This window comes from Leeuwenhoekiella sp. MAR_2009_132 (assembly GCF_000687915.1).
Taxonomy (GTDB): domain Bacteria; phylum Bacteroidota; class Bacteroidia; order Flavobacteriales; family Flavobacteriaceae; genus Leeuwenhoekiella.
Window position 1 is genome coordinate 1,338,915 of sequence record NZ_JHZY01000002.1, and the last position, 14,566, is coordinate 1,353,480.

General features: G+C 34.6%; 14 protein-coding genes. 6 read left to right on the plus strand and 8 right to left on the minus strand.

Features of this window, described 5'->3' with window-relative positions; all coding sequences use genetic code 11:
* Positions 1–3 precede the first annotated feature (3 nt).
* The 4 genes from P164_RS05835 to P164_RS05850 all read right to left on the minus strand — a co-directional run bounded on the left by P164_RS05835 (position 4) and on the right by P164_RS05850 (position 5,445).
* Positions 4–2,838 (minus strand): Npt1/Npt2 family nucleotide transporter, encoded by a 2,835-nt coding sequence (locus tag P164_RS05835; protein WP_028375510.1) that lies wholly within the window; start codon positions 2,836–2,838, stop codon positions 4–6.
* Positions 2,831–3,769 carry a serine hydrolase gene (locus tag P164_RS05840; protein WP_028375511.1) on the minus strand — a complete coding sequence of 313 codons (939 nt, stop codon included), beginning with the start codon at positions 3,767–3,769 and terminating at the stop codon, positions 2,831–2,833. Before P164_RS05840 ends, P164_RS05835 begins: the two co-directional genes overlap by 8 nt.
* A 160-nt stretch (positions 3,770–3,929) precedes the next feature.
* Complete coding sequence (locus P164_RS05845) at positions 3,930–4,733, minus strand: lysophospholipid acyltransferase family protein (protein ID WP_028375512.1); 804 nt, start codon at positions 4,731–4,733, stop codon at positions 3,930–3,932.
* Between the two features lie 67 nt (positions 4,734–4,800).
* Entirely contained in the window at positions 4,801–5,445 is a 645-nt protein-coding gene (locus P164_RS05850) for an NUDIX hydrolase (protein WP_028375513.1), read from the minus strand.
* 2 nt (positions 5,446–5,447) lie between these two features.
* Between P164_RS05850 and P164_RS05855 the strand changes: the two genes are divergently transcribed.
* On the plus strand, positions 5,448–6,176 hold the full coding sequence (locus P164_RS05855) for a peptidylprolyl isomerase (RefSeq protein ID WP_028375514.1): 729 nt from the start codon (positions 5,448–5,450) through the stop codon (positions 6,174–6,176).
* A gap of 253 nt (positions 6,177–6,429) precedes the next feature.
* On the opposite strand, the gene P164_RS05860 is transcribed toward P164_RS05855, so the two are convergent.
* The 4 genes from P164_RS05860 to P164_RS05875 form a co-directional block, all read right to left on the minus strand.
* Positions 6,430–7,533: an erythromycin esterase family protein gene (locus tag P164_RS05860; protein WP_051621240.1), complete on the minus strand. Its 1,104-nt coding sequence runs from the start codon at positions 7,531–7,533 to the stop codon at positions 6,430–6,432.
* Between the two features lie 65 nt (positions 7,534–7,598).
* Positions 7,599–8,141: a pyridoxamine 5'-phosphate oxidase family protein gene (locus tag P164_RS05865; protein WP_028375515.1), complete on the minus strand. Its 543-nt coding sequence runs from the start codon at positions 8,139–8,141 to the stop codon at positions 7,599–7,601.
* Positions 8,142–8,164: 23 nt separating this feature from the next.
* The gene (locus P164_RS05870) at positions 8,165–8,797 is read right to left on the minus strand and encodes a trimeric intracellular cation channel family protein (protein ID WP_028375516.1); all 633 of its coding nucleotides are present in this window, start codon (positions 8,795–8,797) and stop codon (positions 8,165–8,167) included.
* On the minus strand, positions 8,798–9,520 hold the full coding sequence (locus P164_RS05875; RefSeq protein ID WP_028375517.1) for an RDD family protein: 723 nt from the start codon (positions 9,518–9,520) through the stop codon (positions 8,798–8,800).
* Positions 9,521–9,676: 156 nt separating this feature from the next.
* On the opposite strand from P164_RS05875, the gene P164_RS05880 reads away from it, so the two are divergent.
* Genes P164_RS05880 through P164_RS05900 form a run of 5 tightly spaced genes read left to right on the plus strand, consistent with a single transcriptional unit; the run spans position 9,677 to position 14,564 of the window.
* The gene (locus P164_RS05880; RefSeq protein ID WP_028375518.1) at positions 9,677–10,645 is read left to right on the plus strand and encodes a stage II sporulation protein M; all 969 of its coding nucleotides are present in this window, start codon (positions 9,677–9,679) and stop codon (positions 10,643–10,645) included.
* On the plus strand, positions 10,642–11,556 hold the full coding sequence (locus tag P164_RS05885) for a hypothetical protein (protein ID WP_028375519.1): 915 nt from the start codon (positions 10,642–10,644) through the stop codon (positions 11,554–11,556). The genes P164_RS05880 and P164_RS05885 overlap by 4 nt, the downstream gene beginning before the upstream one ends.
* The gene (locus tag P164_RS05890) at positions 11,556–12,302 is read left to right on the plus strand and encodes a DUF4129 domain-containing protein (protein ID WP_028375520.1); all 747 of its coding nucleotides are present in this window, start codon (positions 11,556–11,558) and stop codon (positions 12,300–12,302) included. The genes P164_RS05885 and P164_RS05890 overlap by 1 nt, the downstream gene beginning before the upstream one ends.
* Positions 12,299–13,531 (plus strand): DUF4350 domain-containing protein, encoded by a 1,233-nt coding sequence (locus tag P164_RS05895; RefSeq protein WP_028375521.1) that lies wholly within the window; start codon positions 12,299–12,301, stop codon positions 13,529–13,531. The genes P164_RS05890 and P164_RS05895 overlap by 4 nt, the downstream gene beginning before the upstream one ends.
* On the plus strand, positions 13,515–14,564 hold the full coding sequence (locus P164_RS05900) for an AAA family ATPase (RefSeq protein ID WP_028375522.1): 1,050 nt from the start codon (positions 13,515–13,517) through the stop codon (positions 14,562–14,564). Before P164_RS05895 ends, P164_RS05900 begins: the two co-directional genes overlap by 17 nt.
* Positions 14,565–14,566: the final 2 nt, after the last annotated feature.

Genomic DNA, 14,566 nt, shown 5'->3' on the forward strand with positions numbered 1-14,566 from the left:
AGTTTATTTTGAAGCTGCTAGTAGTGAAGGTTGTAATTTTTTAAGTGCCAAAGCAGCGAATGAGCGTACTTCGTGATTTTTTGCTGTAATCTGTAATCCTGCTAAAAGCGGTAAGAAACTGGTATCTCCTAAATACTGAATTAAATAAATTACAGGTAAACGCAAGTTACCATCACCTACTTCTATTAGCTGTATTAATGCCTTATTAAAACTTATATCTGAATCCTCAAGAATTTCATCATACATATCCTGATCTTCAATAATCGTTAATTCTAATAAAGGCAACAAGGTATGTTTCAGTTTTGGGGAGAGAATGTTATCTAAAAATTCTATTGCATTTGCACGGGTGTCTCTATCCTGACTAATAAATCCTTTGTAGGCTACATCAAGATCTCTTCGGTCGTAATAAACTGCAAGCAATTTAAATATAGTTTCAATACGGGTTTGCAATTGCAGTTCAAGAACTTCTAAAAGCCCCTCTCGGGCTGTACTCAATTCGGTTTGATCATCAAGAGACAATCCTGCATATTGCTCGCGTTTAAAATTGCCGGTAATCACTTTTTTACTGCTTATGATATCGCGATACTCAAAACTTAAATTAAGCAATTCTTTAAAAATAGTTTTTGGAAAAAAATTAAGTTTAGACTCTTTTCGCTTAAGCTTATATAAAGATTTAGCCGAAGCTTTCCGAATCAGATTGTCTTTACTTTTTAATAATCTCAATAAAATACGTACCGATGCCTGTGTTTCAAAAGTTTGTATTACAGCCGGAATATGCTTTTTTACGTTATTTTTTAAAGACTTATTTGCTTCCCGCGCCAGTAGATTTTCGCTAATAGCTTCCCCATAAGAACGCAAGGCTTCTATAGCATCCTGACGGTATTCTTTTATAGTTAAAAATTCGATTAGAGCGTCTATAAACATAGGCTCTTGAGAAATACCCGCTGCAATAATTGCGTGACGCACAATATGCGAATCTCTGTTATTAAAATTTACGGAGATAAAAGAATAAAACTGCGGAAGCTTAGCGTACCCAATCGACTGTAGTAAAAATGATAATTCTTCTGGCCGGTGTATACTATTAGGCAACTCTAATTCTGCAAGCCATAACTCAATGCGCAGCTCGAGATTATAACGAGATGCTATTTTTTTATTAGTAGCAGATTCTTTAGCAAGACATAATAATGCTGCGTGTGCGATATAATCACTACTGTGATTAAGGTATGAGTCAAAAATACGGCTGTCATTAAGCGAAGTATGTAAAATGAGGTAATTCATCGCTGCATAGACTACTTCATCATCTTTAAAATAAACGAGTTTTTGAATTATCTCTACAGCCGTTCCTTCAGGATAATGATACAATTGATTAATCGCAGCAATTTTTACATCATTATCCTCATGTTCTAATAACCGAAGAATTTTTGGCATCAAAATTTTAGCATTACGACCCGATAATTGATCGAGATACATGCGTATTTGCTCAGGCTCACCCGTTGCAAGTATGCGCTTACCTAATTCTAGTGGTGACTTACGCTTACGCACCGGAACACCGTCTGATATGGCAACAGCGTCACGTAAACTTTTTCTAAAACTCTTAAAGTAAGTGTCGCGCACTTTAAAAATACCTACAATCCAGACCAGAATTAAGAAGATAATAATAACAGTCACATAATTTGTGGGTAAAGACAAACCTTTAATTATAAAAATTAATAGAAAACCTGCAATACCGGTAGCTACGCTATCAACAACAACATCTATAAAAGATTTGGTGCGGTTCTTTATTTCTAGAGAAATAGGGACCATGGCAAGCTCTGTAGCAGCTTTATTAATAGATTGTTTTAAGCTTCCATCAAGCCCCTTAATGATAATCAACACCCATAACTCGGGAAATGTTAGAAACAGAAGTGAACCTAAAGCAATACCTAAAGGAAGTATTAATAGCGAACTATTTACACCTAGTTTTTCTACTACTCTATTTGTAAGAAATAGTTGAATTCCTAATGAGAACAAGTTAAATGTAGAAAACCAAAATCCAAAAAACGAAGCCAGTTCATCTGCATCAGTAATGGCTCTACTGGCAAAGTCACTAAACTGAAAATCAACCAATTTTGCAATGATAACACTCAGACCTATTATTAGGGCGAGATAGGTTAAATGTTTGGACTTCAGTAATAATTTAAATGCAGAATCATCTAGAGCATTACGCACATCTGTAGAACGGGAAGTTCTACCCACATAGCCTTTTTTATAAATCTGCAATAGGATGGGAATACACGATAGAATAAAAACGGAAGCGATGAGAAGCATATTTCCGTTTCCTATAAAAGGTGCTAAAATGGTTGTAAGATAACCTCCAAAAATACCTCCTGCAATAGCACCAGCGCCTATAAAACCAAATAACCGCTTAGCTTCGCGCGCATTAAATACCATATTAGCCAGTAACCAAAACTGACTCGTAGTTAAAACTGCAAAAATGCCACTTATTACGTAATAAATATATAAAGTAGCTGCACTTATAACTTTAAGCTTGTATAAAACACTTAGTATTATAAAGGCTAACGCAAAGAAAGTAAGAGAGAAAATTATAATACGCTTTAAAGAATACACTCTTACAGCACGGTTATAAAAATAAGATGTAACGACTGCTATACCTGCAATTAATAAATAGGCAAACGCCAGATTATCTGCTCCTAAACCCTTAAGGAAAAGAGCATTTACTGTAGGCTTTACAATAAGCAGTATGGTAATAATTAGAAAGACGTATAACTGCATTAAAAAAGAGATGGTGATCTCACCATCTCTTATATTAAACGTCTTTTTCAGAAATTTTCTAATCACCTATACGACCAGCACCTTTTGTAGCGCTTGCCAGTAAAGTTCGAGATTTTTGTAAAGCTTTCTCAACTGGAAATACTAAATTTCTAATAATTTGTTCACCATTAGGATCTTCAACAAGAGCCACAAGAATATACTTACGACCATTTTCTCCCCAAACCAGAATAGAATCTGAGTGGTAATTTTGCCAGGATCCTGATTTTCTAAATAAACGTGCTGTAGGAGCAATACGCTCTAGCGTGTTTACAAATTTGTGATGTAATGAAGGATTTTCCATAATATCTAACATGGCTTTAGAACGCTCTGGGCTTACTAAGGTTCCTGTTACTAATTTATAGTAGAAACGACAAACCTGCTCTGCTGTAGCTGCGTGACTAAGTCCCTTTAAAGGATCTGGTCTGCGCTCACCGGCAGCGGCGTAGCGTTTACCTACCCATAAACCACCGCCATTTTTCTTATCGTATAATTTGTATTTGTCGCTGGTAAGAACGCTAGATATTTTATCATAACCCAGCCTATCAATCATACGGGTACTTGCCTGGTTGTTAGATTTGCTAATCATTAACCACATATCTTGTTTAATCTCTGCGGTTTCTTTCATTTCGCCTTTTTCAATAGCATCCATTGCGGCTAATAAAATGGCAATTTTAGGTAAACTCGCAGCATACATCATTTCTTCACCATTAATACCTGCGTATTGAATGGCGTTAGGATCGTCTAAGCTTACGATACCAACAGACATCTTCTTATTAGCAATTAAACTTTTAAGTTTAGGATCTTGAGAAATTTGATTATAAAGTTGGGTAGTTAAGATTTTACTGTTGAAATTTTCTAGGGGTGCATCAATACAGCTTTTTAAAGGTAATTCTTGAGCTGAAATATTTGAAGATATTGCTACTACAAGCAATACAATTAGCAATTTTATTTTTTTCATAAACAATTTTTAACTTGTGCGTTTGGGGTTTAACGAACTGTTTACATCAATAGTATGCAAAGGTTAACGAAAAATTACCACAAACATGAGATTTAACATTTATAATCGTTTAAGCGCAATTACGATACCAAAATACTGTTAAAATAATTATTTATGATTTTTAATAATCCCAACGACGCGTTTGATTCAATTCTTCTTCTTTCTTAAGTTCTTCAGTAGGAATAACTTTAAGAAAAGAAGGATGTTGTTCTATAGCGTACTCAATCATTTCTACAATATCCTCAACAGAATCATTCTCATAATCAATATCAAGCGGCTTTTTAATTTCCATAGTTTGAAGAATCCCTCGCTTTTTTATACGTATTCCTTTCTTATCAAAAGACCTTCTAAAACCATCAATAACAATAGGTACCACAACAGGTTTATATTGCTTAATGATATGAGCGGTACCTTTTCGAATAGGTTTCCAGGGTTTTGTTGTTCCCTGTGGAAACGTGATAACCCAACCATCATGTAAGGCGATACCTATATTTTCGGTATCACTTAAATTTACAGGACGCTCTACCTCCTGTCCTTTTTCCCGCCAGGTTCTGCTAACCGAAACAGCACCGGCATACGCCATAATACGCGGTAATAAACCACTACGCATAGTCTCACTTGCCGCCACGTAATAAATATTGAGTTTGGGATCCCACAAATAGCCCACATTTTTAATTGAATCTACTCTACCGCTTAAGCTGGCATTGAATACGTGAAACATGGCTACAACATCTGCAAAGTAGGTTTGATGATTAGAAACAAAAAGAACATTAGTGTCGGGAAGTTCTGTTATAATTTCAGAACCATCTATTTGTAGTGCATTAAATCCCCTATAGCGTCTATGAGACATAACTCCCATAATACGTATCAACCATTTTTTAATGATTAAGTAGTGTCCAAAAGGATTGGTTTTAAAAAGACCCATAATTTGTTATAACTCGTACAGCGATTTGTGAAATATAAAATTAATACTTTAAAATATATACCTTATCTCAAGCTAATTGTTGTAATGCCCACTTTACTTCACTAAGCATCATGGCTGTTGCACCCCATACCACCTTCTCTGTAAGCAAAAAAGCTGGGACATCTACCATCTTACCATATGAAGTATCAACTGTTTGTGATATTATACTGGTTTCTGAAAGAAATTCGGCAAGTGGTACTTCTAGAATAGCTTCTACTTCAGAATCTTCTTTTACAAATTTTGGTGTATGTCTAACTATCCCAATAAATGGCTGTACCCAGAAATTACTAGGCGGAATATAAACCTTTGTGAGTTTTTTAAAAACCTCAATGCTGGTTCGGTCTACTCCTATTTCTTCTTCAGTTTCCCGTAAAGCCGTCTCCTGTATATTTTCATCAAAATCTTCTGCCTTCCCACCGGGAAATCCTACTTGATTGCTATGAACACCCTTATAAGTTTTGCGTAGAATAAGTACAAGCATGGTCTCGCCACTCACTTTATGCGGATAGAATAATGACATAACACCCGCCCATCTGGGTTTACGAGCTTCAATATCGAGTTCATTTAATGCCTCAATTCGTTCTGTAGGCGCCATCAGGTAATGAGCCTTTTGTCCCAATAATTCTAAATTGCTTATTTTTGGCAACCTTTCTATAAATTCTTCAAACTGCATATATGCGTATTCGTATTTCTATTTTATTAAGTGCATTACTTCTCACCGGTACCGGTTGTGAAGATAAAAAATCAATGGCAAAAGACATCCCAACTCAAACCACTGAAAAGAAAGCAGATAGTACCGAAGCAGAGAAAAACAAGGCTCAAAATGAGAAATTAAAAACCAAGGCAGGCTCCATAATAGAATCTCAGGCAGAACTTATTCCATTCTTAACAGAATACGGAAAAAAAAATCAAGAAACCCGTGTACGTATCTTAACAGAATATGGTGACATTGAAATTGAACTCTTTAAAGATACACCTCTTCATCGTGCAAACTTTATTTTGTTGGTTAAACAGAACTATTTTGAAAACACAATGATACATCGCAATTCTCCCGGTTTTGTGGTTCAGGGAGGTAATAGTGACGGTTACGAGACTCCAAAAAAAAGACAGCATATAGGCAATTATTTAATACCTAACGAAGCCAGTGTAAACCATCCACACGTGCGTGGTGCCTTTTCTGCAGCTAAATATTTAGAACAAAATATTAGTGATGCATCTTCTCCTTTTGAGTGGTTTATTGTACGACCAGAGCGTGGCGCACATCATCTTGACGGTGAACACACCGTTTTTGGGCGTGTAACAAAAGGAATGAATGTAGTAGATGAAATTAATAAAGTGGCCGTAGATGAAAATGAGTGGCCTATTAAGAATATTTATTTAGAAAAGGTTGAAATAATTGACTAATATAATTGAAATATCCTTATGCTTATAAAGGTTATAAGTACGTTCTTTTACTAAGCTCAATTATGTATCCCTTTTTAAAAAGAATTTGTTGGGTTTATTACTTTAATGAAAATTAAACCATCAAATGTTTCGGAATATTTTTTAGGTATTAGTGATATACGTTTCGGATTATAACCAGGCCCACCTAGTAATAATTGCTTTTTCTTATCACTAAAAAAAGCAGCTATATCACTGTTTGAGGCCTTTTGCATGTCTACAAAGTAAATATCATTCTGGGCTTTAATAAGTGTTTCTGCATAGGTTTTTTGAATGGCTTCTTAATTTCATAAACCTCCCAATGATTGGGTTTACCTTTCTTAAATACATTTCCTTTTAATTTACCTTTCCCAAAGTCAAAATATACACTGTAGTAATCGTCTTTGTAAAAATCTTTTAAATGTCTTCCTAAATTAATCAAACCACTCCCATAGGATAAAAATTCTTTGTTATTAATGTGTTGATTGTGAGCCCAAATAAATACTTTACCATTCTCGGTTTCATTATCAATTATATTATTGACACTTTTAAACATTCCAAGATCTCTAATTTCACTTTTTGAATCTTGAACGTAGTGGGTATAATTAATTAAAGATTTAATTGCTCTAATTAGTGATTTAAAGTCTCTGTTATTTTCAAGTTTATTAATTTTTTGGAAGTCTGATACAATACTCTCTATTTTAAGAAGATTAGGATTTTGAATGTCTGCCCAGTCATTTTTCTTACCATATTCTACTCGTTTTTCTACACATGCATCGGCTATTAAAAGAAGTTCTTCGCTAACAGGGATATTAAACTTTTTTACTAATTCTCGTAATTCTAGATTGATATTTTTCACATTCTGAATATCCATTCCATAATAACGAATTTGTTCATTTTCAGGTTTACCGAGATTGTAATTTCGCATCCATTCTAAAAGATTAACTACCTCTTTTGTGTACCAAATGTAAGTACTGAAATTTTCAGCGATAGTTTCAACACTTCCAGTTCCTCCGCTTATCCATTCATTGATACCGCTCTCTGAAGGGTACGAATCCTCCATTATAAATATCTTTACATTTTGAGTTTCTACTAAATATTTGAAAAATTTAGCTTTAATATCGAAAAATTCCTTTCCGTGATGTGTGGCTTCTCCAAATCCAAAAATTCTGGCATTAGCAAATTTCTGTGGAATATTTTCATTGAAGATTGAAAGCTTTGTGTCTGGATCTACATCTTCTATTTTAATCGAATTCTCATTAATCCAATTTACCACATTAGCATTCTGACTATATATTTGAATTGAAAAAAAATGTAGTAGAGCTACAATTAAATGTCTCATTCACATTCACTTTAAATAATTTATAAATACTTAATCGGTTATTTTTAAAATCAGAATTATAGGAATTATTCAAAAATCCCGGTATCAAAACCATCAAGACTGGTTTGATTTTTCTCGGTCCAGTATTCTTTAATTCCACTTTCACCTTTATGTTCTGCCCACACTTTTAATGTGTCACGCTCTCCTTTATAGTCCATAAAAGGGACTCCAAAGCCACACGATGATTGTACTAGGTCTATAGATAATTTAAAAATTTGACGGGCTCCGGTAGTTTCTTCAAAATACCTCATATATTCAGAAAATACAGCATCACGCTCGTGATACACTTCAGCCGTACCATATAACCTTAATATAAGTGGATTTTTATCAAAAGAGCAAAACATAACCGTCATACGTGCATCTTTAAGAATGTGAGCTGCGGTCTCATTACCACTACCTGTCATATTTAACCACAACACTTCCTGTGAGTTCAGAATATAAAAAGTTGACATTCCTTTTGGAGAGACATTTACAAAACCACTGTCTGCTGCAGTGCCTACAAAAAATATCTTTTGCTCTTTTATAAACTCTTGTAACTGTGGAGTTAGGTCAGGACGTTTTTTACCCATACTACTAAAAATTATGTTTAAATCTAATTTTCTGGCGCTGCCTCATTATTATAAATAGATGGTAACTGAAGTTTAAATACTACAGCAAGCGTACGTATTAGAATTACCAGAAACCCCGATATTACCGAATTGATTACTGTGTTAACATCAAAATGATCTAAAAGTACATACATACTCCCTCCCACAATACAAGCGCTCGCATAAATTTCTTTTCTAAAAATCACCGGGATTTCGGTGCATAGAATATCACGCAATACACCACCAAAACAAGCTGTAATCGTACCCAAAGCTATGCAAATTACAGGCGCTAAACCTATTAAAATTCCCATTTGAACACCTGTGACCGTATACAATGCGATACCTATTGTATCAAATAAAAATAATGATTTACGCACGTAGCGTAATTGTCTCCTAAAAATAATCGCAAAAACGGTCGCTATAAAAATAAGATAAACAAAAGAGGTGTTTAGAATCCATGTTACAGGAGATTTACCTATTAATAAGTCTCGTAAAGTACCACCACCTACTGAAGTTACGGTCGCAATAATGAGAATGCCAAACAGATCCATTCTCTTTTTTGTAGCGGTAATAACTCCCGAAATCGCAAAAGCTATAGTTCCTAAAATATCAATAATATCTGCTGCAACACTTTCCATCTATAATTGTGTATAGTAGTTATAATCTTTAAGCACACGATCTACAAATTGAAGAGGCTTCTCGTCTGGTGTAATTTGCATTGTGGCAGCTAACTTATCACTAAGCTTAACAATAACATTGTGTTTTCCGCTAAATCGAGATTGGTTATATATTGTTTTAATTTTTTGAATATCTGCATCACTAAATACAGTCACCTGTGGGTATTTTGGCACATAATCTACAGGGATATCTTCAAGTAATGTTTGACTTAAACTCACTTTTTTATTTTCATTAATAACTGTCGTACCCGCTGCAATATCTCCTAATCGTTGCCCTTTTCCATTTAATAAAATAGTAAATACGGCAATACCGCCGCTGGTTAGTGAGATATCAATGGTGCGCATAATCCACCTTACAAAATAACTTCCAAAACCGGGCTTTGAGCCATCAATTTTAACTACTCTCAAGTTTAAAGCTGCTTTACCAAACGTACGACCGTTCCAGAAGGCTTCAAGAAATAGAAAATATAAAAAAGCCGGTATGCTAATTATCATAAAAAAAATAGCCACAGATGCCGTAGAGTTACTATCTATACCAAATGAGGCCAATATAAAAATGGTTAGTACAAAATAAGCAATCAGAATTAGCAAGTCTATTAAATAAGCAAGTATACGCTCGCCAATTCCCGCAACGTTTTGTTGAATGCTTACATTTTGGGCAGTTTCAATTTGAAAGTTATCCATTTATTCTTTTCTTTACTCCTTAAGTTAGATCTGGCAGTAACCCTTACAGATTAAAACTATGTATTAATTGCTTCAGAGATCACTCTGAATATTAATTTTTTTAAACTAGTTTTCACAAACTATCTTGTCAAAACCGATACTACTAATACTCATTTTATGCGTGAAGCAGCTTTTGTGAAGCAAAATAAGGATAAATGGTTAAGATTTGAAAACGTTATGGTAGGTAATCAAAATGATTTATCACCAGATGAACTTTCGGCCTTATATCTAGAAGTGACAGATCATTTGAGTTTTGCAAAAACCTTTTATCCGCAGAGTAAAACCACGCAGTATCTCAATCATTTAGCATCCCAATCGCACCAGAAAATTTATAAAACCAAGCGGGAGTCAAGCAAAAGATTCATCACTTTTTTTACAGATGAATTCCCCTTGCTAATGCACCACTATCAAAAGCATTTACTCCTATCCTTTGCAACATTTATACTTTTTGCGATTATAGGTGCCTATAGTGCGGCTACAGATGGGGCTTATGTACGCAGCATTTTAGGCGATGGTTATGTAAATATGACCTTAGAAAATATTGCAAATAATGACCCGATGCGGGTTTACAAAGAAATGAATGAAACCGAAATGTTTTTAGGCATCACCATAAACAATATTAAAGTTGCGCTGATGGCTTTTATCTTCGGAATTTTATTTTGTGTAGGCTCACTTTTTATGATGATGAAAAACGGCGTTATGCTGGGTTCTTTTCAGTATTTCTTTTATGAAAAAGGAGTTTTATGGGAATCTGTACGTACCATCTGGATTCATGGTACTATAGAAATTTCAGTAATTATTATTGCAGGTGCTGCAGGATTAGTACTTGGTAGCGGAATCCTGTTTCCCGGAACCTATACCCGTTTAGAATCTTTTAAACGCAGCATGAAAGATGGTTTAAAAATCGTGGTGAGTACCATTCCTTTTTTTATTGTCGCAGGATTTCTGGAAGGTTTTGTAACCCGCCATACCGAAATGCCAGACTGGCTCGCTATCGCAATTATTAGTATTTCTCTGTTACTAATTCTATTTTACTACGTCCTATATCCTCACATCGTTTATAAAAAAACGCTTAACACATTATGAAAGAATTAATCCACTTTAAAAAGCAACGTGAACTTGGTGATATCCTGTCTGATACCTTTAAATTTTTACGTTTAGAATACAAACCTCTTTTTAAAGCATTGATGCGTAATGCAGCAATACCATTTATAATTTTAATAGCTATTTCTGCTTATTTTACAAGTATTTCTGCAGATATTTCATTTTTAAATTTTGAAACCATCAATGCTACAGATATTATATTACCAATAATTGCGATACTTATTGCTGTTTTATTTTACTACGGTGTGCTTTACGGAACCATTTTAAACTACATAAAACTATATATTCAGAATGAAGGAGTTGTAGACCAAAACGAATTGAAAAGTGCTGTGAAATCACAATTAGGAGGTTTAACAGGTTTAAGTTTTGGCTTATTTTTTACCATTTTGTTTACCTTTATTATCTTAATTGCACCTTCAATGGCTATTAATTATATATTTGGAGGTTTAATTTTATTTTTTTTATTTTTTGCTTTTATTTACTTTTCGACAACTGTATCTCTTAGTTTCCCTGTAAAAGTTTTCAAAGAAACCAATATTGTTAATTCAGTAAAAGATAGTTTCAGATTAATTAAGGGCGAGTGGTGGATGACATTTGCCACTATTTTAGTTATGGGGTTATTAGTCTATGTTGCCAACATTGTATTTTCGGTACCCGTTATTATCTATTCACTTGTAAAAACATTTACTTCTGCAGATCAAATTTCTCAGGGAGATGTATCGGGTATGATCGACTGGGTTTACATCACATTAAATGCTATATCTACTGCTATTCAATACATTTTAGCAGGTATTTATGCTATAGCTATTGCATTTATTTATTTCAATCTAAATGAAAAAATAAATCAAACCGGGACTTTTGAAACTATAGACAGTATAGGATCTGACCTTTAATGCAAAACTCATTTTACATAGTAATTCTCTTTTTTTGTGTCTTTAGTTTCAGTTTAAAAGCTGAAATTTTAGATTCAACACAGGTTTCAAAAGATATTAGGTATGATGATAGCGTCATTAGCGTACAGCAATTTAATGCTCAAACTCTTGAAAATATCAAACTGGAGGAGGCATTTAACTATGAAGAATTAATACCGCCAGATAATTTGTGGACGCGTTTCAAAACCTGGCTAGATGATTTGTGGGATACCTTTATAAATTGGATTCTTCAAGGCAATGAAGCAACAGGTCTGTTAGGCCTTATAGTACGGGCACTACCCTATTTACTATTACTGGGTGTTCTAGCTCTACTGGTCTGGCTATTTCTAAAAATTGATATGGGTGGTTCTGGCCTAAAAAACGGCAGCTTAAATAAAGTGATTCTTACAGACGAGCAACAGATTATAGAGACTCAAAATATTCAGGAACTCATAGATGATGCCTTGCTTCAAAAAAATTACCAGTTGGCCGTGCGCTATTATTATTTATTGCTTTTACAAAAATTAGCAAATAAAGACATTATAGATTGGCAGGTGCAAAAAACAAATGCCGATTATGTATATGAAATCAAAAATAAAGAGTTGCGTATTGAATTTACTAAGCTTACCCGTATCTATGATTTTATCTGGTATGGTAATTTTGAAGTGAGTGAATCTGCCTTTAATAAAGCTGAACAAGAATTTAAAAAAACAACCGCAACTTTATGACCACCCGTTATAAAATACTCGCGGGTATACTTATCCTATGTGTGGCGCTTCTTATCGCGGCAGAAGCTTCAAAACCTGAACCTATTAACTGGTTTCCGGCTTACGGTAAACTTGACAAAATCCCGTTTGGTACGTATGTTTTTTATGACCAGTTAAATACAGTTATAGACGAAGAAAGAATTCAGGAAGTTAATGTACCTCCATTTGAATTCCTGTTAGACAGCACTGTTTCCGGCACCTACTTTTTTCTAAATAGTTCGGTATATAATGATGAGGCAGAAGCAAATAAATTACTTAATTGGGTTGCAAAAGGCAATACGCTTTTTATTGCTGCCAATGCGGTTAGTGAAACAATTTTAGATACGTTAAATCTCAACACGAGTTATTATACCGAAACCGAAGTTCTTGAAAAACGCCCTGTGGTTTATTTGAGTAACCCGAAATTAAATATAAAGACTGCTTACCTTTTAGATAAAGATATAAGTACGGTTTTCTTTGATGAGATAGACACGCTACAAACAACAGTTTTAGGCGTTTTTCATCTAGCAAATAGCACGAGAAATAAACTCTTGCCTAAACCTAAAATTAACTTTATAAAAACACCTTATAAAAAGGGAACCGTAATTATAAATACATTTCCAGAAGCATACACGAATGTATTTATGCTAGATAGCATAAATGCAGAATATACTGCAAAGACACTCGCCTATTTACCTGCAGAGGGAAATTTATATCTAGATCAGCATTACAAAAACAGTAAAGCAGTTGCCGTTTCTCCCTTATTTATAATTTTAAACAACAAATACCTAAAATGGTCGTGGTACACATTACTAATTACCGCACTCATTTGGGTTTATTTTGAAGGAAAACGCAATCAGCGCAGTATAGCTGTGATTAAACCGCTTTCTAATAAAACGCTTGATTATACCAGAACGATCGCCGGGATGTATCTTGATAAGAAAGACAACAGGCAAATTGCAATGCATCAGATTAATCATTTTATGGAGTATATACGAAGTACATTTATACTTGCCACAGATAAAAAAGATCTTGCATTTATCGAAAATCTCGCTGCAAAAAGTAATGTTTCCGTAGTAGAAATTAAAAATACCATTGACTATATCATAAGCCTCAAGCAGAAAGCAGAGATTACTGAAGACGAATTGATACAGTTAAACACTTATATTGAAAACTTTAAAAAACACCATCAGGATGGACGAATCAACTAATTTATCTGATAACATAAACAACGAGGCTGCACCTAAAACGGGCAATCAAAACGACAATTCAGAAAATTTAGAATTTACAAACCGAATTCCTCTTGAAGGACTTCGTGATGCAGTTGATCAATTAAAAGCTGAGCTGGCAAAAGTGATTATAGGCCAGCATGAATTTATAGAATTACTAATCATTGCGTTACTCTCTGAAGGTCACGTATTGATTGAAGGGGTTCCCGGTATTGCAAAAACAGTTACCGCTAAGCTTTTTGCAAAAACACTAAGCACCGCATTTAGTCGAATTCAATTCACTCCAGACCTGATGCCCAGTGATGTATTGGGAACTTCTGTATTGAATATGAGTACCAGCAATTTTGAATTTAAGCACGGTCCTATATTCTCAAACATTGTACTTATAGACGAGATAAACAGAGCTCCTGCAAAAACACAGGCTGCCCTTTTTGAAGTGATGGAGGAGCGCCAAATCACTATAGATGGTCAACAATTCCAGTTAGATAAACCCTTTATGGTACTAGCTACCCAAAATCCTATTGAGCAGGAAGGAACCTATGCTTTACCCGAAGCACAATTAGATCGTTTTCTGTTTAAAATAAAAGTAGAATACCCTGATCTTACCGATGAGATCGCAATTCTTAAAAGCCATAACGAACGCCACACCAGCCAGGAAGCTGTGATCAATGCGGTACTTTCTCCAGAAAAGCTTGAAGCGTATAGAAAACAAATTCATCATATACGCATTGAAGAAAAGATTCTAAACTACATCGCATCTATTACAGTAAAATCGCGTACTCATCCGCATTTATATTTAGGAGGATCTCCTCGTGCTTCATTAGCCATAATGAACGCTTCAAAAGCATTTGCCGCAATTAATGGAAGGGATTTTGTGACTCCGGAAGATGTTAAAAAAACGGTCACTCCGGTTCTAAGACATCGGGTAATTTTATCGCCAGAACGCGAGATGGAAGGTATGACCCCTGAAACGGTAATAGATATGCTTGTTCAATCTGTAGAAGTACCCCGCTAGTG